23 protein-coding genes are annotated in these 23,179 nt (G+C 71.5%); 7 read left to right on the top strand and 16 right to left on the bottom strand.

Annotated features, from left to right (window positions below):
* Positions 1-404: 404 nt before the first annotated feature.
* The 7 genes from CLV68_RS28295 to CLV68_RS28265 form a co-directional block, all read right to left on the bottom strand.
* Positions 405-1,883 (bottom strand): MFS transporter, encoded by a 1,479-nt coding sequence (locus CLV68_RS28295; protein WP_121393945.1) that lies wholly within the window; start codon positions 1,881-1,883, stop codon positions 405-407.
* The gene (locus CLV68_RS28290) at positions 1,880-3,325 is read right to left on the bottom strand and encodes an FAD-dependent oxidoreductase (RefSeq protein ID WP_121394053.1); all 1,446 of its coding nucleotides are present in this window, start codon (positions 3,323-3,325) and stop codon (positions 1,880-1,882) included. Before CLV68_RS28290 ends, CLV68_RS28295 begins: the two co-directional genes overlap by 4 nt.
* A 67-nt stretch (positions 3,326-3,392) precedes the next feature.
* A complete protein-coding gene (locus CLV68_RS28285) occupies positions 3,393-5,462 on the bottom strand; it encodes a molybdopterin oxidoreductase family protein (protein WP_281274706.1) in 2,070 nt (689 codons plus the stop codon).
* Between the two features lie 104 nt (positions 5,463-5,566).
* Positions 5,567-6,358 (bottom strand): TIGR02569 family protein, encoded by a 792-nt coding sequence (locus CLV68_RS28280; protein WP_121393943.1) that lies wholly within the window; start codon positions 6,356-6,358, stop codon positions 5,567-5,569.
* A gap of 143 nt (positions 6,359-6,501) precedes the next feature.
* Positions 6,502-7,680: an adenylyltransferase/sulfurtransferase MoeZ gene (moeZ, locus tag CLV68_RS28275; protein WP_121393942.1), complete on the bottom strand. Its 1,179-nt coding sequence runs from the start codon at positions 7,678-7,680 to the stop codon at positions 6,502-6,504.
* Positions 7,681-7,788: 108 nt separating this feature from the next.
* Entirely contained in the window at positions 7,789-8,823 is a 1,035-nt protein-coding gene (locus CLV68_RS28270; RefSeq protein WP_121393941.1) for a DUF3152 domain-containing protein, read from the bottom strand.
* Positions 8,824-8,896: 73 nt separating this feature from the next.
* Complete coding sequence (locus CLV68_RS28265) at positions 8,897-9,832, bottom strand: alpha/beta fold hydrolase (RefSeq protein ID WP_121393940.1); 936 nt, start codon at positions 9,830-9,832, stop codon at positions 8,897-8,899.
* 232 nt (positions 9,833-10,064) lie between these two features.
* Between CLV68_RS28265 and CLV68_RS28260 the strand changes: the two genes are divergently transcribed.
* Together CLV68_RS28260 and CLV68_RS28255 are read left to right on the top strand one after the other, a co-directional pair.
* Positions 10,065-10,700 (top strand): TetR/AcrR family transcriptional regulator, encoded by a 636-nt coding sequence (locus tag CLV68_RS28260; RefSeq protein WP_121393939.1) that lies wholly within the window; start codon positions 10,065-10,067, stop codon positions 10,698-10,700.
* A 135-nt stretch (positions 10,701-10,835) separates the two neighbouring features.
* The gene (locus CLV68_RS28255) at positions 10,836-11,621 is read left to right on the top strand and encodes a PP2C family protein-serine/threonine phosphatase (RefSeq protein WP_121393938.1); all 786 of its coding nucleotides are present in this window, start codon (positions 10,836-10,838) and stop codon (positions 11,619-11,621) included.
* A 19-nt stretch (positions 11,622-11,640) separates the two neighbouring features.
* Here the strand turns inward: CLV68_RS28255 and CLV68_RS28250 are convergent, their stop codons facing one another.
* Together CLV68_RS28250 and CLV68_RS28245 are read right to left on the bottom strand one after the other, a co-directional pair.
* Positions 11,641-12,540 carry an alpha/beta fold hydrolase gene (locus tag CLV68_RS28250; protein WP_121393937.1) on the bottom strand — a complete coding sequence of 300 codons (900 nt, stop codon included), beginning with the start codon at positions 12,538-12,540 and terminating at the stop codon, positions 11,641-11,643.
* The gene (locus CLV68_RS28245) at positions 12,537-13,448 is read right to left on the bottom strand and encodes an AurF N-oxygenase family protein (protein WP_121393936.1); all 912 of its coding nucleotides are present in this window, start codon (positions 13,446-13,448) and stop codon (positions 12,537-12,539) included. Before CLV68_RS28245 ends, CLV68_RS28250 begins: the two co-directional genes overlap by 4 nt.
* 69 nt (positions 13,449-13,517) lie before the next feature.
* On the opposite strand from CLV68_RS28245, the gene CLV68_RS28240 reads away from it, so the two are divergent.
* Together CLV68_RS28240 and CLV68_RS28235 are read left to right on the top strand one after the other, a co-directional pair.
* Complete coding sequence (locus CLV68_RS28240; RefSeq protein WP_121393935.1) at positions 13,518-14,267, top strand: TetR/AcrR family transcriptional regulator; 750 nt, start codon at positions 13,518-13,520, stop codon at positions 14,265-14,267.
* A gap of 10 nt (positions 14,268-14,277) precedes the next feature.
* Positions 14,278-14,586 carry a DUF4873 domain-containing protein gene (locus tag CLV68_RS28235; RefSeq protein WP_121393934.1) on the top strand — a complete coding sequence of 103 codons (309 nt, stop codon included), beginning with the start codon at positions 14,278-14,280 and terminating at the stop codon, positions 14,584-14,586.
* On the opposite strand, the gene CLV68_RS28230 is transcribed toward CLV68_RS28235, so the two are convergent.
* The 3 genes from CLV68_RS28230 to CLV68_RS28220 are packed head-to-tail and all read right to left on the bottom strand — an operon-like array spanning position 14,583 to position 18,607.
* Entirely contained in the window at positions 14,583-15,434 is an 852-nt protein-coding gene (locus tag CLV68_RS28230) for an alpha/beta fold hydrolase (protein ID WP_121393933.1), read from the bottom strand. The two genes, CLV68_RS28235 and CLV68_RS28230, sit on opposite strands and share 4 nt — an antisense overlap.
* Positions 15,435-15,494: 60 nt before the next feature.
* Positions 15,495-16,943, bottom strand: coding sequence for an Rv3212 family protein (locus tag CLV68_RS28225; RefSeq protein ID WP_121393932.1), 1,449 nt, complete (start codon positions 16,941-16,943; stop codon positions 15,495-15,497).
* Between the two features lie 5 nt (positions 16,944-16,948).
* On the bottom strand, positions 16,949-18,607 hold the full coding sequence (locus CLV68_RS28220) for a DEAD/DEAH box helicase (protein WP_483902897.1): 1,659 nt from the start codon (positions 18,605-18,607) through the stop codon (positions 16,949-16,951).
* Between the two features lie 362 nt (positions 18,608-18,969).
* On the opposite strand from CLV68_RS28220, the gene CLV68_RS28215 reads away from it, so the two are divergent.
* Together CLV68_RS28215 and CLV68_RS28210 are read left to right on the top strand one after the other, a co-directional pair.
* A complete protein-coding gene (locus tag CLV68_RS28215) occupies positions 18,970-19,641 on the top strand; it encodes a ferritin-like fold-containing protein (RefSeq protein WP_121393930.1) in 672 nt (223 codons plus the stop codon).
* A 124-nt stretch (positions 19,642-19,765) separates the two neighbouring features.
* Positions 19,766-19,990, top strand: a complete 225-nt coding sequence (locus CLV68_RS28210) for a DUF3107 domain-containing protein (protein WP_121393929.1) — start codon at positions 19,766-19,768, stop codon at positions 19,988-19,990.
* Between the two features lie 105 nt (positions 19,991-20,095).
* Here the strand turns inward: CLV68_RS28210 and CLV68_RS28205 are convergent, their stop codons facing one another.
* Both CLV68_RS28205 and CLV68_RS28200 read right to left on the bottom strand, forming a co-directional pair.
* The gene (locus tag CLV68_RS28205) at positions 20,096-20,419 is read right to left on the bottom strand and encodes a hypothetical protein (protein WP_246010149.1); all 324 of its coding nucleotides are present in this window, start codon (positions 20,417-20,419) and stop codon (positions 20,096-20,098) included.
* A complete protein-coding gene (locus CLV68_RS28200; RefSeq protein WP_121394051.1) occupies positions 20,416-21,222 on the bottom strand; it encodes a RecB family exonuclease in 807 nt (268 codons plus the stop codon). The genes CLV68_RS28205 and CLV68_RS28200 overlap by 4 nt, the downstream gene beginning before the upstream one ends.
* Positions 21,223-21,308: 86 nt before the next feature.
* Here CLV68_RS28200 and CLV68_RS28195 point away from each other — a divergent pair, with 86 nt between their 5' ends.
* Positions 21,309-21,668 (top strand): ArsC/Spx/MgsR family protein, encoded by a 360-nt coding sequence (locus tag CLV68_RS28195; RefSeq protein ID WP_121393927.1) that lies wholly within the window; start codon positions 21,309-21,311, stop codon positions 21,666-21,668.
* Here CLV68_RS28195 and CLV68_RS28190 read toward each other — a convergent pair.
* Positions 21,649-22,269 carry a MarC family protein gene (locus tag CLV68_RS28190; RefSeq protein ID WP_121393926.1) on the bottom strand — a complete coding sequence of 207 codons (621 nt, stop codon included), beginning with the start codon at positions 22,267-22,269 and terminating at the stop codon, positions 21,649-21,651. The two genes, CLV68_RS28195 and CLV68_RS28190, sit on opposite strands and share 20 nt — an antisense overlap.
* A complete protein-coding gene (locus CLV68_RS28185) occupies positions 22,269-23,132 on the bottom strand; it encodes a PHP domain-containing protein (RefSeq protein WP_121394049.1) in 864 nt (287 codons plus the stop codon). Before CLV68_RS28185 ends, CLV68_RS28190 begins: the two co-directional genes overlap by 1 nt.
* Positions 23,133-23,179 lie beyond the last annotated feature (47 nt).

Here is a 23,179-nt window from a genome sequence, read left to right as displayed (position 1 = left end):
CCCCCGGATTTCTCCCCAGACACAACACCGGTAGAGACGATGCAACATCGTCTCTACCCGGCCTTCACGATCGTTGGTCCCAACGCGCCCCTCACAGGCGTTGGCCCCTACACGCCCCCTCTACAACGTTGGCCAGCCAACCGCTCCTCGGATCCGCTGGTGCCAGGCAGGCTCGATGGGGTGGACTTGTTTTGTGTGGGGGGACAGCAGCCGTAGCGTCGTTCACGCGGCAGGGCCTGCTTTTGGGCCCCTGCTTTGTGGTTCTGCCACGGTTGTTGTAGGGGCCCCGCGCAAAACAAGTTCGCCGCATCGAGCTTGGCTCGAAACTCGCGCCAGGCCAATGCCGCAGGCGAGGCGTTGATCGTCGACGCCGCAGGCGAGACCGAGAGCCGGATCCCCTCACCTCACACCTGCGCATAAGCCAAACTGGGCACCCGCGACTCCCCCGAACTCCGCCGCAGGTAGAAGAACCACGTAACCCCAGCAAACACCACATACCCCACCACAAAAACCCACAACGCCGCCGTAGACCAAGTAGCGTGCGCAGCAGCCGCAGCAGCCTTCTCCTCCACACTCCGAGCAGCAGCCACCGCAGCCCCCACCGGCGCGCTGGCGAGCCGGAACACCTGCTGGATCAGGAACCCGCCGAACGCCCCGATCGCCCCCGCGATCCCGATCACCGCAGCAGCCATCCGCTTGTACCGCAACGCGGTCGCGGCATCATCGGACTCCCGGCGACCAAGCGCGCCGAAGATGACCGGGATCATCCGATAGGTCGAACCGTTGCCAGCGCCGGACAGCGCGAAGATCACCATGTACGACGTGAAGAAGAGGCTGAAGTCGCGGCGAGCAACTCCCAGCATGGCGATCAGGGTGAACACCGCCATCCCGACGAACACCCACAGCGTCACCCGAGCACCCCCGAGGCGATCGGAGAGCCAGCCGCCGAGAGGGCGGGTGACCGAGCCGATCAAGGCGCCCAGGAAGCCGAGTCCTGCCAGGTACGTGCCGATGAACGGGTGTTCGGCGAGGAACTCGGGGAAGGTCAGCTTGATCACCAGCGGCAGGGCGAACGAGAAGCCGATGAACGAGCCGAAGGTGCCGATGTAGAGCACCGACATGATCCAGGTCTGGGAGCGGCTCAGGCACGCGGCGTAGGACGCGGCGTCGGAGCGGGCCATGGTGAGGCTGTCCATGAAGAGCCAGGCGCAGACGACGGCGGCGATGATCAGGGGGAGCCACATCAGGCCCGCGTAGGCCAGGTGGACGGGGTGGACCGGGTTGCGGGCGACCGCGTAGGGGACGCCGACGATGATGACCAGCGGGGTCAGGAGTTGGACCACGGCGACGCCGAGGTTGCCGCCCGCGGCGTTGAGGCCGAGGGCGAGGCCCTTGCGCTTCTCCGGGTAGAAGAACGAGATGTTGGCCATCGACGACGAGAAGTTGCCGCCACCGACCCCCGCGAGGGACGCAGCGACCAGCAGCAGCACGAACTGCGTGTCGTGCGACTGCGCGCGCACCACGTCGAAGTGCACCAGGGCAGCCAAAGCGGTGGTCGGGACCAGCAGCAGTGCCGCGCTGACAGCCGTCCACAAGCGACCGCCGAATCGGGGAACCGCGAAGGTGTAAGGAATCCGCAGCGCGGCCCCGACCAGGTTCGGCGCGGCGGTGAGCCAGAACAGCTCGCTCGGGGTGAACGGCGTGCCGCCGCCGAAACCCGCGTTGGACAGGTTGAGCACGACCACCGACCACAGCACCCAGATCGAGAACCCCAGGTGCTCGGCGAAGATCGAGAAGACCAGGTTGCGCCGAGCGACCCGCCTGCCGGTACTCGCCCAGAACCCTTCGTCCTCAGGTTCCCAGCGATCGATCCACCGATTCACGATCCCTCCACAGGCAACTCGGCAAGCCAATCAGCGATAGCAGCGGTCTTGTCGGCACAAGTCCCGCACCCCGTCGTAGCCCGCGTCGCAGCCACCAAGGCAGGGACGCTGGTCGCGCCCGCGCGCCAGGCGGCCACGAGACCGGCCTTGGTGACGGTGTTGCAGCGGCACACGAGGGCGTCGTCGGGTAGGTCGGCGGGTGTGCGTGTTGTGCCGCTGGGGTTTGCGCGGCCGAGGAGTAGGGCGAGGCGGTCGGAGGGGGCGGGGGTGCCGGTGTCGAAGAACTCGGTGATGGTGGCGGCCGCGTCGGGGAAGCCGAGGATGATGGCGCCGATGACCCGGTTGTCGCGCAGGGCGAGCTTGGCGTAGCGGTCGCGGGTCGGGTCGTCGAGGGTGATCACCTCGGCGTCGGCGGAGGACGCGTGCACCTCGCCCAGGGCGGTCAGGTCGATGCCGCGGGCCTTGAGCCTGGCGACGGGCGGGGTGCCGCGGTAGCGGGCGGCCGGGTTGGCGCCGGTCACGAGGTCGGCGAGCACGACGGCCTGGTCCCAGCCGGACTGGACCATGCCAGGCGCGGTCCCCGGGTGCGCGGCGCAGTCGCCGAGGGCGTGCAGCCGCGGGTCGCTGGTGCGCAGGGTGTCGTCGACCACGATCCCGCCGTCCACCGCCAGCCCCAGCGCCTCGGCCAGGCCCGTCTCCGCGCGCACCCCGGCGGCCACGACCACCAGCTCCGCCGGGACGTGGCCGCCGTCGTCGAGCTTGAGCCCGTCGCCGCTGAGGTGCTGGGCCGCCGACCGCCCCAGGCGCACGTCGACGCCCATGTCGGTGAGGACCTTCGCCAGCACGGCACCGCCAGCCGGGTCCACCTGGCGCTCCATCAGGTGCCCGACCGGGTGCACCACCGTGACCAGGCACCCACGCCCCAGCAGCCCGCGCGCCGCCTCCAGGCCGAGCAACCCGCCACCGAGCACCGCGACCGGCGCCCCCGGCCGCACCCGACTCAGGATCGCCGCGCAGTCGTCCAACTCCCGGAACGTCGCCACATCCGCCGCGAGCGCCCCGGACTCCCCGCGCAATCCCTCCACCGGCGGCACCCACGCCCGACTCCCCGTGGCCAGCACCACCGCGTCGTACTCCACAGTGGACCCATCAGACAGCACAACCTGGCGCCTGGCCCGGTCGATCTCCTCGACCCGCACCCCCAACCGCAGGTCAACCCCCGCGGTCTCCGCCCAGTCCGCCGCGTGCAGCCCTACAACGCCTGCGGGCATCGTCCCCGCCAACACCGCCGACAGCAGCACCCGGTTGTACGCCGGGTGCGACTCAGCCCCGACCACGGTCAACGCAACCCGCTCCCCCACCGGATCCCGCCGCCGCACCTCCTCCGCGAACCGCGCCCCCGCCATCCCATAACCCACGACAACAACCCGGCGCGGGTTCACGACCACACCACCGCGGCTCGTTCGCCCGCCGCAACCCGCACTTTGTCGGCCGATCGGCGCCGTGGGGTCACAGGGACTCCAGGCGGACGGCGCAGACCTTGAACTCCGGCATGCGGCTGTGCGGGTCCAGTGCCGGGTTGGTCAGCAGGTTCGCCCGTTGGGCGCCGGGGAAGTGGAAGGGCAGGAAGACCGTGTCCAGGCGCATTGTCGGGTCGCAGCGCACGACGGCCTCGGTGGATCCGCGGCGGGAGATCACGCGGGCGTGGGCGCGGTCGGTGAGGCCCGCTCTGCTCGCGGTGTCGGGGTGGACCTGGACGAAGGCTTCCGGGGAGGCGGCGTTCAGTTCCGGCACCAAGCGGGTTTGGGCGCCGGACTGGTAGTGGTGCAGGACGCGGCCGGTGGTGGCCAGGAGGGGGTATTCGTCGTCCAGGGGCTCGGTGGGGCCGGTGTAGTCGACCGGGGTGAAGTGGGCTCGGCCGTCGGGGTGGGCGAAGTGGGTGAGGAACATCCGCGGGGTGCCGGGGTGGTCGGTCGTGGGGACGGGCCAGTGGAGTTGGTCGCCCGCGCGCAGGCGGGAGTAGGTGATGCCGGAGTAGTCGGCCGGGCCGCCGCGGGAGGCCAGGCGGAGTTCCTCGAACACGGCCTCGGGGTCGGCGGGGAACCGGTGTTCGGGCTGGCCGAGGCGGATGGCCAAGGCGCGCACCAACTCCAGGTCGCTGCGCACACCATCGGGCGCCGAGACCGCGGGGGTGCGCAGCAGGACGCGGCCCTCGAGGTTGGTCATCGTGCCGCCCTCCTCCGCCCACTGGGTCACCGGGAACACGACGTCCGCGAGTGCCGCCGTCTCCGACAGCACGAAGTCGGCGACCACCAACAGGTCCACTGTGGAGAGGCGGTCGGCGATGTGCCCGGCGTTCGGCGCGGACACCAGGATGTTGCTCCCGAACACCATCAGCGCCCGCGGACCACCCTCCCGCCCAAGGGAATCCAACAGCTCGTAAGCCGATCTCCCCGCCCCCGGAAGGCTTTCCGCAGGCACGCCCCACACCGAGGCGACGTACGCCCGCGCGTCGGGGTCGGTGATCTTCCGGTACCCCGGCAACTGGTCGGCCTTCTGCCCGTGCTCGCGCCCGCCCTGGCCGTTCCCCTGCCCGGTGAGGCACCCGTAGCCGGACCCCGGCGTCCCGGGTAACCCGAGGGCGAGCGCGAGGTTGATCCACGCCCCCACCATGTCCGTGCCGCTGGAGTGCTGCTCGGTGCCGCGGCCGGTCAGGATGTGCGCTGTGCGGGCCCCCGCCAGCAGGGCGGCGGCCCGCCGCTGGTCACCGGCGGCGACACCCGTCACCCGTTCCACCCGCTCCGGCCACCACGCCGCCGCCAACCGCCACGCGGCCTCGAACCCCGTCGTCCGCTCGGCCGCGTAGTCACCCCGGTAGTGCCCCTCGGCGACGACGGCGTGCAGGATTCCCAGCGCCAGCGCCAGATCCGTGCCGGGGCGGGGCCGCAGGTGCAGGTGGGCGCGCTCGGCCGTCGCGGTGCGGCGCGGGTCGACGACGATGAGCGCGCCGGTCAGGTGCTGCACGAACGGCGGCATGGTCTCCGCCGGGTTCGCGCCGACCAGCAGCACGGCCTCGGACCGGGCGACGTCCTCGATGGGGAACGGCATCCCGCGGTCGAGGCCGAACGCGCGCATCCCCGCCGCGGCCGCCGAGGACATGCAGAACCGGCCGTTGTAGTCGATTTGCGAGGTTCCCAACGCGACCCTGGCGAACTTCCCAAGCAGGTAAGCCTTCTCGTTCGTGAGACCGCCACCCCCGAACACTGCCACCGAGTCCGCGCCGTGCGCATCACGCGAACGCGCCAACTCCGCGGCGACGAAGTCCAGGGCCGTGTCCCACGAGGCCGGTCGGAGCTCGCCGTCCACCCGCACGAGTGGCGTGGTCAGCCGGGACGGCGCGTGCAGCACCCGGGCGGCGGTCCACCCCTTTTGGCACAAACCGCCCAGGTTCGTGGGGAAATCGCGGGGTTCGACGGTGACTCGCGGTTCGACGGCGGTGCCGGTGAGCCGCATGCCGCACTGCAGGGCGCAGTACGGGCAGTGCGTGTCCCCCCGGCCGGGCGCGGCAAGTCTCGTCACGAGCTCCCCCTGTGTCTGCACCGACACTCAAGGAGAGCGCATCGCGCCGTGCCCCGTCCAGGCTTTGTTGGCAAGAACCCGCCCGGCACTGCCCCTAGTAGGGGTCAGATCAACGGGCCGATCGCCTGCGCGGCGCGCTCCAAGCCCCGCATGGACCTAGGGGTGGACTTCGGGTGCAACGCGTGCACGGCGAGGCGGAACAACAGCGCCCTCAGCAGCGCTTGTGGCCATTCGGGCAGGTGACCCCACCGCTTCGCGATTGCCTCATCGGCGCCGCCCCACGCCATGGCGTCCACCACCACCACGGCCGCTGCCCACTCCGGAGGGCGGAAGAAGGCGGTGAAGTCGATGATCCCCGGGTCCGCGTCCCCGTCGAACAGGACGTTGCCGAACAGGTCGCCGTGCACGACCTGCGGGGTGAGGGTGACGTCCTTGCGCGACTCGCCGTAGATCTCGAACAGCCGCCCACCCAGGTGCGGGTCGAGGGTGACCTTCTTCTCCTCGCCCCAGGCCAACCGGTCGGCCGTGGCGAACACGTCCGCGCGCAACCCCAGGAACCGCGGCCTGCGCAGCTCGGCGGTGACCTTGTGCAGCCGCAGCGAGGCCGAGATCACCTCATCGTAGCGCGGCTCGGACCGACCGGGCACGAACCGGAACCCGACCCAGCCGCCGACCACGTACCTGCCGTCCGACGACCGCACCGGCCGCCCCACCCGCAGCTCCGGCACCTCCAGCTCACCGAGGGTCTGCGCCACCCACGACGCCTCGGCCGGGTTCACCGCCTGCCGCAGCGCGATGTCGCCGCAGCGCCACACCGGGCCGTGCTCGACGAGCACCGGCTCGGCGTTCTTGGCGCCGAAGGCTGCCCGGACGTGCGGCGGGGGCGGTGTTCTCACGGGCGGGGACGCTACCTGCCCACCCCGCGCACACGGGCGCGCGACACGTGCCCGGGATGGTTGATCTCCAGGCGGGACAGCGGGAACTGGGAATACGGGAACGGCCCCCCGACTCACCAGGAGCGGGGGGCCGTGCGCGTCGATCAGTACGTCGGCAGGCTCTTGTCGACGTCGCGCGCCCAGCCGAGCACGCCGCTGCCCACGTGCACCGCGTCCTTGAACCCGGCCCGGTGCAGCGCGGCGAGCGCCTCGGCGGAACGGGCACCCGACTTGCAGTGCAGCACGATCTGGCGGTCGTGCGGCAGCCCGGCCAGCGCCTCACCGGAGATGATCTGGTCCTTGGGCACCAGCACCGAGCCCTCGATCCGGACGATCTCGTACTCGTGCGGCTCCCGGACGTCGATCAGGGCGAAGGTGTCGCCCCGGTCGAACTTGGCCTTGAGCTCGCGCGGGGTGATCGTCGAGCCAGCGGCGGCCGCCTGGGCGTCGTCGCTGACCACGCCGCAGAACGCCTCGTAGTCGATGAGGCCCTCGATCGGCTTGGTCTCCGGGTCCTTGCGGATCTTGATGGTGCGGTACGACATCTCCAGCGCGTCGTAGACCATCAGCCGACCCAGCAGCGTCTCGCCGATGCCGGTGATCAGCTTGATCGCCTCGGTGACCATGACCGAGCCGATGGAGGCGCACAGGATGCCCAGCACACCGCCCTCGGCGCAGGACGGCACCATGCCCGCGGGCGGCGGCTCGGGGTAGAGGTCACGGTAGTTGAGGCCCTGCCCGTTCGGCGCGTCCTCCCAGAACACGCTGACCTGGCCCTCGAACCGGAAGATCGAACCCCACACGTACGGCTTGCCCAGCAGCACCGCGGCGTCGTTGACCAGGTACCTGGTCGCGAAGTTGTCCGTGCCGTCGAGGATCAGGTCGTACGGGGCGAACACGTCGAGCGCGTTGTCGGTGGTCAACTGCTCCTGGTGCACGTTCACCGTGATCAGCGGGTTGATCTCGGCGACCGACTCCTTGGCCGAGATGGCCTTGGGCTTGCCGATGTCGGACTGGCCGTGGATCACCTGCCGCTGCAGGTTCGACTCGTCGACGATGTCGAAGTCGATCACGCCGAGGGTGCCGACCCCCGCCGCCGCGAGGTAGAGCAGGGCGGGGCTGCCGAGCCCACCGGCGCCCACCACGAGCACCTTCGCGTTCTTGAGCCGCTTCTGCCCGTCCACGCCGACGTCCGGGATGATGAGGTGGCGGCTGTAGCGGGCCACCTCGTCCCTGGTCAGCTCGGTCGCGGGCTCGACGAGCGGCGGGAGACTGCCTGACATCGGGTCCTCCTACAGCACGGATGTATGCCGGATTCTTCCCCGGTCAACGCCAGGATCCCACCACGCTCTTCCCCGCTCCCAGAATCCGGGATGGGGATCACTCGCAGGTCACTGCGTGGGGCGAGCCTGTGGGTTGGGCCACGCGTTGGGTTTGCACACCAGCCCGTCCGCCTTGACGGGGTCCGGATTGCCGACCGCCTTGTTGAGCTGGGCGACGTAGTCGTTGGCCACCCCGAAGCTCTGCTGCATCATCACCGGCGCCAGCGCCCCGGCCTGCGGGCAGCCGACGTGGTTGTTGCGGAAGGCGTGCCCGACCTCGTGGTTGAGCGCGTACTGCCGGTAGGTGAGCATGTCGCCGCCGAAGACGACCGCGCCGCGCGACCAGCGGGCCAGGTTGATCATCACCCGCTTCTGGCTGGACCGGTAGCAGGACGACTCGTACTTGATCGTGAACCCGCACATCTCGGCCCGGTGCGCGGTGTCCGGGGTGGTCAGGCTGATCCGGAAGCTCGGGTTGGGGAAGTCGGCCGCCACCCGCTGCACCGAGATCTCGCCGAGGCCGGTCCAGCCGCGCGGGTCGGCCAGGGTCGAGTCGACCAGGCTGGCGAAGGCGTCGTCGCCGCCGTAGGAGGCGGGCTCGATGCCGTCCTCGACCTCGACGGTGTAGGTGAAGAACTTCGCGCCCGCGCCGACCCGGGGGCCGCTGCCGGGCACGACGTGGAAGGTGACCTTGCCCGCCTGGGTGAACGCGCCGCCGTTGGGCAGTTCCGCGGTCGGGATGTTCACGTCCACCGGACCGGGTGGACGTTCGGTGACGTCGGGCACACCTTGGCCGCCCTCGGTGACCGGGTTCGCCTGATCAGCGGTCTGCTCGGTGGGTGGGGACGCGACCTGGTCGACCTTGTCGCCCGCGGTGCGCACGGCGACCAGCGCGGTCACCGCCACCAGCACCGGCACCGCGTACACCCGCCAGCCGTAGGTCGCCAGGAAGCCGCGCTTGCGGGGCTTGTCCGGGTGTTCCGGCCGCCAGGACGCGGCGAGCGGCTCGGCCGACGTGCGCCTGCCCGCTCTCCGGTACCGGTCGTCGGGGTCGGGTGCGGAGCGTGACGACCCGGTGGCCGTGTCCGGCTCGCCCTGCGTCATTCGGCTCACGCGCCCCAGGGTGCCACATCACCCGATGCCCGGTGGATTGGTGCCACCGGGGCAACGGCGCGTGTCACCAATCCCCCGCCTCGGCGGTCTCCCACAGACCGAGCACGGCGCGCGCGACGGTCGACGGTCGCTCCATCTGCGCGACGTGACCGGTGCGGGGCAGCACGAGCAGCTTGGCCCGCGGGATGAGCCGGGTGGTCCGCGGCGCCTTGCGCACCGACATGAGCTTGTCCCGGTCGCCCCAGACGACCAGCGTCGGCGCCTTGATCCGGGGCAGCGCCCGCCACAGCGACCTGGCCCCGAACGCGAACCAGGCCCGGATGAGACCGATTGTGCTGGCCGCCAGCGCCGGTCCGGCCCAGGCCATGCCCGCCCGCTCGGCGTACTCCTCGGTGGCCTCGGCCAGCCGTTCCTCGGTGACCGTCCACGGCTCGGCGTAGCAGAGGGTGAGCATCTGCGCGGCCCGCTCGCCCGGCGTCAGGTTCGCCAGCGCGTGCCGCACCCGGGTGCCGACGACCGGGAGGAACGCCAGCGGGATGCGCCGGTCCGACATCCGGCTGGCCAGCGGCCGCCGGTCGGGCACGGCCGGGGAGATGAGGGTGAGCGTGCGCACCAGGTCCGGGTGGCGGGACGCGAGCAGCGCGCTGATGGCCCCGCCCATCGAGTTGCCCAGCAGGTGGACCGGTCCGAGTTCGAGGCCGCGCAGCCAGGTGGCCAGCGCGTCGGCGTGCGCGGTCAGCGCGTAGGTGTAGCCATCGGGGGGCTCACTGCGGCCGAAACCGGGCAGGTCGACCGCGATACCGGGGGCGTACCCGGCCAGCGAGGCGGCCAGGTCGGTCCAGTTCGTCGCGGAGCCGCCGAGGCCGTGCACGTAGAGCGCGGTGACGGGGCCCACACCGGGCGTGCGGCGGACGTGCAGCGTGATCCCCGCCGACTCCACGACCTCACCCGGCCACGCCTTGGTCACCTGGTCGAGCGCGGGCAGCTCCGCCTCCGACATGGGTACGGTCGACTGCGGGGCGCGGCGGGTGGTGGGAAGAGCGGTCACCGATCCAGTGTGCACGCGATCCCCGGGCCTCGCCGCACTGCGGCGTGGGTCACACTGGATACTTGTCGTGGAGCACGAACGTCCATGAAATTGCCCCGAACGGGGATACCGGCGAGTACGGTCGACCCAGCCGCGGGGTTGGTGATCCTGACCCCGGCGTAGCGGTGAACGAGGGTGGAGACGCATGTCCGAGACGGTTCAGTCGAACGGGGTCGGCCGAGGGGCCAGACTGCCGCGCACCGCCAGGCGCGCCCAGTTGCTGGCCGCGGCCCAGGACGTGTTCGCGGCGAACGGCTACCACGCCGCGGGCATGGACGAGATCGCCGAGCGCGCGGGCGTGAGCAAGCCGGTGCTCTACCAGCACTTCCCCGGCAAGCTCGAGCTGTACATGGCGCTGCTGGACAAGCACGTCGACGAGCTGGTCCGCCGGGTCACCGAGGCGATGGACGCCACCAGCGACAACAAGGCCAGGGTGCGCAACGCGGTCGGCGCCTACTTCGACTTCGTCGACGGCGAGAGCCAGGCGTTCCGGCTGGTGTTCGAGTCGGACCTGCGCGGCGAGCCGCTGGTCCAGGACGCCATCGAGCGCGCGACCAGCGCCAGCGTCGACGCCATCGCCGCGACCATCACCGCGGACGCCAGCCTGGACGGGTCCAGGGCGCGGCTGCTGGCGGTCGGGCTGGTCGGCGCCAGCCAGGTCGCGGCCCGCTCGTGGCTGGCCGACAACCGCGCGCTGCCCAAGGAGGAGGCCATCAACCTCATCTCCAACCTGGCCTGGCGCGGCATCGGCGGCGGGTTCCCGTTCCACCCGCACGAGTAGGCGCTGTCCGGTAGGTCTGGCGCGTGGGATTCGTGATCCGCGTGGTTCCTGGGCGCGCGGCCGGGAAGCCCTCGTACTGGGCGTACTCGGGTTTTCCGGCCGTGCGTCCAGGGGCCGCGCGGGCGCGGATAGCGCGTGCCGGACCTGCCGGACATCGCCTACATGTCCCAGAAGTGGCCGCGGTGCCTGGTGAGCGGGCACCGTGGAGACATGATCTTCTCGGCGGCGAGCACGACGGCGCTCGGTGGGCGCCCGACCAACCAGGACGCGGCGCACGCGGCCCAGCGGCTGCTGGCGGTGGCCGACGGCGTCGGCGGGGCGCCCGCGGGTGAGGTGGCCTCGGCGCTGACCATCAGGACGCTGGTCGAGCGGCACGGCGACTCCCCCGAGGGCATGGTCGAGGTCGCGAACGCGGCGGTCCTGGCCCACGGCGAGGTCGACCCCGCCACGACCGGCATGGGCACCACGCTCGACCTGGCCGTCCTCGTGCGCGCGAGCGGCCGGTGGGTGGTCCGGGGCGCGCACGTCGGCGACAGCGTGACGGTCGTGCAGGGCGGTGCCGGTGTTCGCGTGCTCACCAGGAGCCACACCCTGGCCAACGACCTCGTCGACGGCGGCCACCTCAGCGAGGAAGAGGCCGCCCGGCACCCGCAGCGGTCCGCGTTAGTCCGCGCGGTCGGGTTAGAGCAAGACATCCGACCGGACCTGTGGGAGCTGCCCGCGACTAGGGGCGACCGGTACCTGCTGTGCACCGACGGCCTCACCAATACCTTGGGCGACAACCTGTGGCCGCTGTTGCAGTCGCTGAGAGGGGAATCGGCGGAGGTGTGCGTCAACGAACTCGTGCGCGCTGCCTGCCAGGTAGGACCTAGGGACAACGTGACGGCCGTGGTGGGCGACGTGCGCGGCTGGCTGAACTGAGGTCATCCCGCGACTGGGTTCATCCTGCGGTGGCCAGGTGCCGGACGCCTGCCACCAGCCCCGTCAGCTGGGCGATGACCTCGCTGGACCGCTCGTAGTTCAGCATGTGCCCGGCTCCTGGGTAGATCAGCAGGTGGGCGTCGGGCAGGGCCCCTGCGATGACGCGGGCGTCGGCGACCGTGCAGAGCCGGTCGCGGCCACCGGCCATGACCACCGCGGGCACGCCTCGGTAGACGGGCAGCGCGTGGAGGCGTTCGTGCTCGTTGAGGGCGTTGCGGAACTCGACCATGTTGGCCGGGTTGCAGCGCCCGACCTGCGCGGCGGTGGCGGCGATGTGCTCGGGGGCCGGGCGCTTGCCGAACACCAGCCAGCGCACGCCGGGGCGGGCGTAGCCGGTGCGGCTGCCCATCAGCCGGGGTCGGCGGAAGCGGGCGATGCGCAGGTTGACCAGCTTCTCGGCGAACAGCACCGGCGCGGCGACCCAGCGCGGCAGGCCGAGGGTCAACCGGGACAGCCCACCGGAGGTCGTGGCGACGAAGGCGACGCCAGCGACCCGGGAGGTCACCAGGTCGGGGTGCCGTTCGGCGAGGGCCATCAGCGTCATGCCGCCCAGGGAGTGGCCGCCGAGCACGAGCGGACCGGTGGGGGCCGTCGCGGCGATGACCTCCGCCAGGTCGTCGGCGACCCGGGCGATGGTGGCCGTCCCCTGTGGAGCGGAGCCGGAGGCGCCGTGGCCGCGCAGGTCGAACCGGACGACCCGGACACCGGTGAGACCCGCGACGACCAGGTCCCACGAGGCGTGGTCCATCGTCCAGCCGTGGATGAGCACGACCGTGACGGGACCCTCGCCGCTCACCACGACGTTCAGCTCCACTCCATCCGAAGCGGACACAGTGGACACAGTGCCTGCGGCGCTCATGCAGGCAGCAGCATCGAGCGGCGCCACAGGGCCATGCCGGGACCGCCGACCAGATCGGCCTCGTCCAGGAACTTCATGATCCGCTCGCCCCAGTAGCGAATGGTCTCCTGGAAGTGCGGGTTGTTCTTGGCCGCCTTCCACGCCTGCCTCGGGTCGAGCCCGACCGCCCGGTACACCTCGGGGTTGATCAGGCTCAGCGCGACGAAGTAGGAGACGAACGCGGTCAGCAGCCGGTGGTAGTGGCGCGCGAGCCACCCCGCCTTCGCCATGCCCTGCACGACCTCCTGGCGGGCGAAGGTGACGTGCCGCGCCTCCTCCAGCACGTGGATGCGGTTGACCATCCGGATCAGCGGCTGGAGCGCGGGGTCGGACATGTTCTCCCGCTGCATCCGGTCCAGCACCTCCTCGGCCACCAGGATCGCGGCGTACGCCGACGGGCCGCGGCCGATCACGGGCAGGACCTTCGCCAGCTGCTTGACCCACCGGCGCGGGCCGTAGGCGGGGACGCCGAAGCGCTTGCACGCCTTGCCGAACATGGTCGAGTGGCGGCACTCGTCGGCGATCTCGGCGAGCAGGTAGTGCACGTGGTCGGTGGTCGGGTCGTGCTTGTAGACCTGCTTGAGCAGCATCTGCATCAGCAGCACCTCGAAGAAGATCCCGGTGCTCGCGATGCTGGCGATCTCGTGCTTGCCCAGCTCGATGCGCTGCTGCGGGGTCAACCGCTCCCACAGCTCGGTGCCGTGGAGCGAGATCCGGTGCTCGGGGTGGAAGTGCAGGTCAGCCGGGATCTCGGCGTCCCAGTCGATATCGATGTCGGGGTCGTAGAACTTGTCCGCTGAGGACTTCAGCAAACGGCCCGCGGTCTTCTCCCGATCGGCTAACTTGGCAACCTGCGTCGCGCGGCTCATCGGTGAGTCACTCCTCTTACGCGGCGGTTCCGGCACGCGTAACTTCGGGTAACAGTTACTTCTGGTAGCATGAGTCGCATGGCTGACCGTGTCAAGCGCCACAGCCCCGGCGACACCGGGGCGGGCACCGGGGACGCGCGGCGGGACCGGTGGAAGTCGCACCGCGCCGCCCGGCGTGAGGAGTTCGTCGAGGCCGCGTTGCGCGCGCTCGCCGAACACGGCCCCGACCTGGGCATGGAGCACGTCGCCGCCGCGGCGGGGGTCACCAAGCCGGTGCTCTACCGGCACTTCACCGACAAGGCCGACCTGTTCGTCGCGCTCGGCCACCGCGGCACCGAGATCCTGTTCGAGCGGCTGATCCCGGCGATGAGCCGCGAGGAGGCCCCGCTGCCCAGGATCCGGCGCAGCCTCGACGCGTTCTTCTCCATCATCGAGGAGTACCCGAACCTGTACCGGCTGCTGGTCCGCAGCACCTTCGCCGACCGCAAGATCGACAACGACATCGTCGCCGAGGACAAGGAGGTCATCGCGAACGCGCTGGCCGCCCTGCTCGGCGACTACATGCGGGCGTACCGGATCGACTCAGGCGGCGCCGAGATCTGGGGCCACGGCATCGTCGGCATGGTGCAGAACGTCGGCGAGTGGTGGCTCGAACGCCGCACCATGAGCCGCGACGCCGTCGTCGAGTACCTGACCATGACCATCTGGGCCGCCATCGACGGCACCATGCGCGGCTACGGGGTCACCATCGACCCGCACAAGCCCTTGGACATCAACACACTCATCACACTGTCCACAGGCGACACCGCCGCGGGCTGAGGAGCGACCCATGGACGAGGACGGCTACCAGGGCCCGGCCACCCTGCTGGTTGGCGAGCGCGAGTTCGCCGTGACGGTGGACCTGCGCGGGCACTTCCAGCCCATCGACGGCTACTACCGTTGGTACGGGCGGGTTTGCGCCGACGCGGAGCTGTCGTCGGCGGTCGCCGGGCGCAAGACCGCGGCCACGCTGCGCACCCCCCAGGGCGAGGCGGTCGGCGAGCTGTCGGACCCGGACCCCTGGGACCGCTACCGGGTCATGGGGACCTCGACCCCGCCGTTCACCCCGCTGACCGAGCTGGACGTGCTGGACGCCTAGCCGAGCCAGGACTTCCAGGTGGGCAGGAGGGCGGCCAGCAGGGCGTGCGGGTTCTCGATGGCCGGTGAGTGCGCGGCGTCCTCGACGGTGGCGTAGTCGGCCTGGAGGTGGTCGGCCATGTCCCGCTGGGTGGCCGCGGGCCAGGCGTCGTCCTGGGTGCCGCAGGCGACCAGGCAGGGGGTCGAGGTGACGCGGAGGGCGCGGGCCAACTCCTGGACCAGGTCGGGTTCGGTGCGCAGGCCGTTGCCCATGCCGAGCAGGGCAGCCGGGTGGTTGCGCAGGAACCGCAGCCGCAGGAAGTCGCGAACCGCCTGGGTCTGCGCGAGCCAGCGCGGGTTGGCGGCGTTCATCACTTCGAGGCCGCGGTGCACCGCTGGGACGCCGTGCTCGCGCAGCAGCGACTCCCCCAGGTCGAGAACGTGACGACGCGGCCCTTGCGGTAGCTCTGACGGACCGGTGCTGAGCAGCGTCAACCCGGCGATCTTGGCCCCGGCCAGCACCGCCCGACGCACGACGAGGCCGCCGTAAGAGTGGCCGAGCAGCAGCACCGGGCGATCTAGCCCGTCGATCAGGTCGGTGACCACGCCGCCAAGAGACTCAGGTAGGTACAGGGCCTCGTCGTCAGGCCCAGCCGAGTCCTGCTGGCCGGGTAGATCTATCGCCACCGGGCTGAACCCGGCCCCCGCGATCTCGTCCAGCAGCGGCGCGAAATCTTCCTTCGACCCCGTGTAGCCCGGCACGAGCAGCGCGTACGGCCCGCCCGTGTCCAGGCGCAAGGCCCCCACCGGACCGAACCGCGCGGTCAACTCGACCGGCTCAGCCGAGTGGCTGGTCAGCTGCGAGTACATGCCCGCCAGTGTGCCCGCTCCGGCCGCACGGCGACCAGCGGTCAGGCGAGCGCCGACCGACTAGTGCAAGGCGACCAGGGTGGGGCCGCGCTGCTCCAGGACCATCGGGCCGATCGTGTTCATGGTGACCGGGCCGGTGTAGCCCTCCCGGTTGACCGGGATGGTGCCGATGCGGGCGCCGTCGGCCTGGCTGAGGACGGCGAGGCCGTCGGGCACCGGGACCAGGACCCGACCGGCGAACACCACGCCGGGGCCGAGGGTGTCCGGGACCGTCCACAGCGGCCGCAACTCGGTCGCCGACAGCACGACCGTGCGCGAGCCGGTGTACCAGTAGAAGGCGCCGGTGGCGTTCGTGACCAGGGGGCTGTGGCCGGGGGCGTCGGTGGCCAGGTCGTTGGGGCCGAGGTCGACGTCGAAGGTGCCGGTGCGCTCGCCCTGCTGGTTGAACACGACGATGCGGCCCGGGTCGGCCATGGCGACGGCGGTCAGGTCGTTGTTCACCGCGACGACCTGGGCGCCGCGGCCGTCGAGGAGCTGGCTGGTGACCTCCTCCGGCTTCTCCCACTCGGCGGGGGACGCGCGCAGCACGGTCAGCCGATCGGTGTTCTCGTCCGGGCAGCTCTCCACGACGGCGACCTTGGCGGACGCGGCCAGCACCGAGTGGTACTCGCAGCCGGTCCTCGGCTGCTTGTTCGGGTTGACCTGCGCCGGGACCTGGCCGTACTCGCCGGTCTTGACCAGGTCGGAGCGGATCGACACCAGCAGCCGCGACCCGGTCGCGGTCAGGTAGTCCTGACCGTCGAACAGGAAGCGGGAGCCCAGTTCGGCGTCCCAGTCGCGCTGGCCGACGTTGGTCTCGCCGTTGTCCTGGTTGTCGCGCACCCCGGTGGTCGGGTCGAGCGAGGTGACCGCGCTGCAACCGCCCGCCGACCTCGGGTCGGACGGCGGCAGATCACCCCCGGTGGTCCGGAACACCGTGACGATCTTGCTCCAGGCGGCGGTGATGCCGCAGAGGTCGAGATCGCGCCGGTAGGTCCACCGGACGTCGCCCGTCTCCGGGTCACGGCCCGCGACCACGCCACCGTCGCCGCTGACGACGGTGGACCCGGGCGCCCCGTTGCCCTGGTCGGGCTGCACGGTCGAGACCACCGGCTGCCAGGTGGCCGGGCTGTGCACCCGCCACGCCTCGCCGAGCGACGGCGGGAACACCTCGGGCGGGGTGAGCACCGTGTACCTGCCCGTCGCCGGGTCGGACTCGGTGGCGGCGATGCCGCTGGTCTGCCAGACCCCCACCCCGGTGCCGACCAGGGCGAGGACGAGCAGGATCAGCAGCGCCCAGTCGCGCTTGGTGTTGAACCCGTTGCGCGGGCCCCGCACGCGCGTGGCCGGGGCGTCCCCGGCCAGCACGTCCTCGTCGACCACGGCCGTCCGGCCGCCGGTCGACCCGTATCGCGGGTCCGGGTCCTGGTGCTCCCCGTCCCCGCCGTCCCTGGTCTCGCCGAGCGTCACGGGCGCTAGTCTGCCCCGCCCGGTGTGTCGCCCGTGTTGGCCCCGGCCTCACCGGCCGAATCGGTGCCACCGCGACGGCGCCTGCGGCGGACCCTGGCGGGCTTGTCCGACTTCGACTCCGGCTCCGCGGTCGGCTCGGCCGAGACCTCGGCCGCCGAGAACTCGACCGAGGTGCCGTTCTCCTCGCCGATGTCCTTGCCACCACGACGGCGACGGCGCCTGCGGGGCCTGCTGTCGTCGTCACCACCGGCCTCGTCACCGGCGGGACGGGCGGCGGCCTCGGCTTTCGCCCTGGTCGCGCCGGTCGCCCGGACCCGCTTGGTCCGGCCCGCTCCGGCACCCGCCCCGGCACCGGACCCGCGGCGCTTGCCGCCGAAGTCCTCCTCCGGCTCGGCGTCCAGGCCGGCCCTGGTGCGCATCCCGATCGGCAGCCTGCCGGTGGACCCGGCGGGGATGCCCAGGTCGCTGAACAGGTGCTCGGAGGTGGAGTAGGTCTCCACCGGCGCGGGCTTGTCCAGGCCGAGCGCGTCGCTGATGTCCTTCCAGCGCTTCTCCTCGTCCCAGTCGACCAGCGTGATCGCCACGCCGGTCTTGCCAGCGCGACCGGTGCGGCCGATGCGGTGGACGTAGGTCTTCTCGTCCTCCGGGCACTGGTAGTTGATGACATGTGTGACATCAGTCACATCGATGCCGCGTGCGGCGACATCGGTGCAGACCAGCACGTCGACCTTGCCGGAGCGGAACGCGCGCAGCGCCTGCTCGCGCGCGCCCTGGCCGAGGTCGCCGTGCACCGCGCCAGCGGCGAACCCGCGCTCGGTCAGGTCGTCGGCCACCTTCTGCGCGGTCCGCTTGGTCCTGGTGAAGATCATCGTCAGGCCGCGGCCCTCGGCCTGCAGCGAGCGGGCGACGACCTCCACCTTGTCCAGCGAGTGCGCCCGGTAGACGAACTGCTCGGTGCGCTCGTGCACGGCGCTGGCGTCGTTCTCCTCGGCCCTGATGTGCGTCGGGCGGGTGAGGAAGGTGCGGGCCAGGGTGATGATCGGGCCGGGCATGGTCGCCGAGAACAGCATGGTCTGCCGCTGGTCGGGGACCATCCGCAGGATCCGCTCGATGTCGGGCAGGAAGCCCAGGTCGAGCATCTCGTCGGCCTCGTCGAGCACCAGGCCGCGGACCTTGCCCAGCACCAGGTGCTTCTGCTCGGCCAGGTCGAGCAGGCGGCCGGGGGTGCCGACCACGATGTCGACGCCCTTGCGCAGCGCGGCGACCTGCGGCTCGTACGGGCGGCCGCCGTAGATGGACAGCACCCGGATGCCCAGGTGCTTGCCTGCGTCGCGGATGTCGGCGGTGACCTGCAGGCACAGCTCGCGGGTCGGGACGACCACGAGCGCCTGCGGGGTGCCGTCACCGGGGGTGACGATGCGCTGCAGCAGCGGGACGCCGAAGCCCAGCGTCTTGCCGGTGCCGGTGCGCGCCTGGCCGATGAGGTCCTCACCGGCCAGTGCCAGCGGGAGGGTCAGCTCCTGGATGGCGAAGGTGCGCTCGATGCCCGCCTCGGCCAGCGCCCGCACGATCTCGGGCTTGACGTCGAGCTCGGCGAAGGTCGGCGCGGTCGGCTTGACCGGGGCGCCCGCGGTCAACGGGTGTGATGTGTCGCTCTCGGGCAGACCTGCCTCGCTGTGCTCCAGCGTGACCGGGTCCAGCTCGTCGGATCGGGTGGCGGTGTCGCCGCCCCGGGTGTCGTCCTGCGTCAGGGTGATCAGCCTCTCTCATACCAGCGCGCACTGCCCTGGAGGGCCCTTCTCGACCGCGCCGGTCCCGCCCCGGTCCTGCGCGTCGGCGCGGCCCGGGTGGGGCGCGGGAGGGCCTGCGAGGTAGGCGCGCACCCTCTCACTCGGTCCCGCGGGCAGGGTGCCCGCGACGTTCCCCGAGGTCTTCGTAGTCGTCCGGCGCCACCCGCCCTGGGGCGGTGGCGAGCCAGGCGTCCTGGCGAGTCTACCCGCGAGAGCCGCCGGATACGCTGCCAACCATGGAGAACGCGGAGTCGGGAGTGTCCGGGAGCGCCTTGTCGGCAGGGGTCGTCGACCTGCTCGGCGTGCTCGCTTACGGGGAACTGTCGGCATTCGACCGGCTGTCCGAGGACGCCAGATCAGCCCCGACCGTGTCCGGGCGCGCCGCGCTCTCGGCGATGGCGGCCGCCGAGATGGGCCACTACGCCACGATCGAGAAGTACCTGGCCGGGCACGGCGTGCTGATCGAGGACGCGATCGCCCCGTTCATCGCCCACATCGACACCTGGCACGTCTCGACCGCCCCCCGGTCGTGGCTGGAGTCGCTGGTCAAGGCGTACGTCGGCGACGGGCTGGCCGCCGACCTGTACCGGGAGATCGCCGCCTGGCTCGACGAGGACACCCGGCTGCTGGTGCTCGCCGTGCTGGCCGACACCGGCCACTCGGCCTTCGCCGAGCGCGAGGTGACCGCCGCCATCGACCGGGACAGGACCGTCCGCGACCGCCTGGCTCTCTGGGGCAGGCGGCTGCTCGGCGAGGCGCTCACCCAGGCCCAGTACGTAGTCGCTGAGCGTGACGGCCTCTCCGAGTTGATCGTCGCCGGAACGGGTGACCTCGCGGGTATCGCGGCGCTGTTCCGCAGGCTCCAGCAGCAGCACGGCAAGCGGATGACCGCCCTGGGCCTCGGCTAGGTCCCGGGTGGATCCCGGGGTGGATTTCGCGGCGGGTGAACGCGCCCCTGCGCGCCCCGACCCCCGCACTCGACTAGCCTTGCCGACGAAGGTCTTTCCCAGATTCGATGCCCGGAGGTTCGGCGTGGAGGTCAAGGTCGGTGTCGCGGACACCGCGCGAGAGCTCGTGCTCAGCAGCTCGCAGACTCCCGACGAGGTCGAGGCCCTGGTCGCCGACGCCCTGCGGGACACCAACGGCCAACTGGTCCTCTTGGACGACAAGGGCCGCCGCTTCGTCGTCCCCGCCGCCAGGGTCGCCTACGTGGAGATCGGCAGCGCGGACACCCGCAAGGTGGGCTTCGCTCCCTGAGCCGCACTGAACCGAAGGCCGTTGTCCCTTGTGGACAGCGGCCTTTCGTTTTGCCCGCAAGGCATCCGGCGAGCGGGCAACGCGCGGCGGGGGGCGATCAGCTGGTCACGCCCACCAGAAGAACCAGATGGCGGTGCCGGTGGCGATGGCGACGATGAGGACGGACAGCGCGGCCTGGGGGCCGGTCCTGCGGTCGGCGAAGTGCTGGGCCACCAGTGCGGCGGCCGCGGTGGCGAAGTGGCCGAGCAGGACGGCGACGCCGGGGCCGGGCAGGCCGCGGACCCAGGCGATCACCTGCAGGGCCAGCACCACCACGGCCAGGCAGGCCAGGCCGATGGCCAGTGCGCCGGAGGTCTCGCGCCAGAAGCCGGAGCGGGCGCGGGTCCTGGGGAGCTCGACGGTGACGTCGTCTGGGCTGGGGGTGGTCACGGGGACAGCATCGCCCATGGGTCGATGGCCGGTCCAGCGGCCTGGCCCTCGGCGCAGTTGCGGCGGAAGTCGCACCAGGAGCACTGCCTGCCGGGGTTGGGCGGGAACAGGACCTCGGGGTCGCCGCCCGCCTTGTGGGTGTCGATGGCGAGTTGGAACTCGTCGGCGGCTTCCTCGGCGCGGGTGAGGTGGCGGGCCAGGGAGTCCTCGGTGTGCTCCCACGCGGCGACGGTTCCGGTGGGCAGGTGGTGCAGTTCGACGCGGGTGCACGGGCGGCGCAGGGTGCGGCGGGCGGCGAGGACGTAGAGCGCCAGCGCCTGCGATCCCCTGGCGTCGTCGGTGCTCAGCGCGTGCCTGCCGGTCTTGTAGTCCACGATCACCAGTTCGCCGCCGCGCTGGTCGATGCGGTCGACGCGGCCCTCGGCGACGATGGTGCCGACCGGCGCGGACACCCAGCGCTCCAGGCCGACCGGGTCGTCGGTGACGTCGGTTTCCTTGACGTAGTCGTGCACCCAGCCCGCGGCGCGCCCGCGGAACTCCGCGGCCTGCTTGGGATCGGCGAACCCATCGTCCTTCCAGTGCGTGCCGACAAGAGCGGCGGCGCTGTCGGGCGTGCGGCGCTCGACAGGTAGGTCGAACAGGGCTTTCAACGCGTTGTGCACAACGGCGCCCATGGTGCTGTGCGCCCACGGACCCCCGCGCGGTGGCGTCGGCCGGTCCACGTAAGCCATCCGGAACCGGCGCCTGCAGTCGTTCCACACCCCGAGCCTGGACGGGGTCACCTTGATGAGCTTCTTCGGCATGCTGTCGAATCCGAGCTGGCCCTGCTGCACCAGGTACACGGTACGCACCGGGACCGACAACAACGGCGCCGGGCAGAATCGGTGGCGTGGAAATCTGGCACAACCCGCGGTGCGCCAAGTCCCGCACCGCCTTGGCCGCGCTCGACGCCGCCGCGCCCGAGCACACCGTCCGCCGCTACCTCGACGAGCCGCCGACGGCCGCCGAGTTGGACGAGGTGCTGACCAAGCTCGACCGCCAACCGTGGGAGATCACCCGGCTGAAAGAGCCGCTGGCCAAGGAACTCGGCCTGACGGGCAAGCCAGAGGAGCGCGCGGCGTGGATCGCGGTGCTGGTGGCGAACCCGGTGCTCATCGAGCGGCCGATCATCGTCACCGACGACGGCCGCGCCTACCTCGCGCGCACCCAGGAGGCCATCGACGCGGCGCTCAGCCAGAGCCCTCGATGAACCCGCGCACCGAGTTGGCGATGAGCTGCACCGCGATCGCGGCCAGCAGCAAACCGGCGATCTTGGCCAGCAGCGTGATGCCGCTGTCCTTGATCAGCCGGATCACCGCGCCGGAGAAGCGCAGGCACAGGTAGAGGATCAGGTGCACGGCCAGGATCGCGAGCCCCAGTGCGACGTAGGACGCCGCGTGCCCGCCCGCGCCGCGGACGAACACGATGGTGGCCGCGATGGCGCCCGGTCCGGCCAGCAGCGGCGTGCCCAGCGGCACCAGAGCCACGTTGACGTCCTCGACCGCCTCCGGCTCCGTGCTGTTCTTGCCGGTCAACAGGTCGAGCGCGATCAGCAGGAGCAACAGTCCGCCCGCGCCCTGCAGCGCCGGGATGCCGATGCCCAGGTAGCGCAAGATCGCCTCGCCGCTGATCGCGAACAGGCTGATCACCATCAGCGACACCAGCACCGCCTGGCGCGCGGCGCGGTTGCGGGTCTGCCTGGTCTTGCGGCCGGTGAGGCTCAGGAACACCGGGACCGTGCCCGGCGGGTCCATGATCACGACCAGGGTGATGGTCGCCTCGGCGAACAGCGCGGCGTCGAAGAACGCCATCAGGCACCCACCAACAACCCGGCACCGGAAGCGCGCGCGACGATCTCGTCGAGCATCTCCGGCGCGGTCGTCCGAGCGCCGAGCCGGATGGTCTTGTTGGTGCCGTGGTAATCACTCGAACCGGTGACAATGAGGTCGTGCCGCTCGGCGATCGCGCGCAACCGGGCCCGCGAGTCGTCGTCGTGGTCGGGGTGGTCGACCTCGAGGCCGTCCAACCCGGCGTCGACCAGGTCGACGACCACGTCGGCGCTGATGGTCGGCCCGCGCTGGTGGGCGAACCCGTGCGCCAGGACGGTGACCCCGCCTGCGGCCCGGACCATGTCGATGGCCTCGCGCACCGGGGTCTTGCTGCTGGGCACGTAGTAGCCGTTGCGGCCGTGCAGCAGCTCCTTGAACGCCTCGTTGACCGAGCCGACCACCCCGGCCCTGACCAGGGCCTGCGCGAGGTGCGGGCGGCCTGCTGGGGCGTCGGGCGGCAGGTCGCCGAGGAGGGTGTCGGGGTCGACGGGGAAGCCGTCCGCGGCCATCCGCTCGGCCATCGTGCGCAGTCGGCTGCGTCGCTCAGCCCGCGTGCGGGCGTACTCCCTGACCACGGTCTCAGCGTGCGGGTCGAACAGGTAGGCCAGCAAGTGGATCGTGCACTGCCCGCCGCGGCCGTCCTCGGACGCGCAGGTCAGCTCCGCGCCCCGGACCAGGCCGAGACCGGGTGGCAGCGCGTCGGCCGCCTCGGCCCAGCCCGCGGTGGTGTCGTGGTCGGTGATCGCCAGCGCGTCGAGCCCGGCGCGCGCGGCGGCGGCGACCAGCCCGGCGGGGCTGTCGGTGCCGTCGGAGGCGGTGGAGTGGCAGTGGAGGTCGATCCGCACCGGCCCAGTGTTCCCGATGACCCAGGTCACCGGCGTGGTGGGCGGTG

It is taken from the genome of Actinokineospora cianjurensis (assembly GCF_003663795.1).
GTDB lineage: Bacteria > Actinomycetota > Actinomycetes > Mycobacteriales > Pseudonocardiaceae > Actinokineospora > Actinokineospora terrae.
The sequence above is the reverse complement of the archived record's forward strand: the minus strand, read 5'-3'. Positions and strand labels throughout refer to the sequence as shown.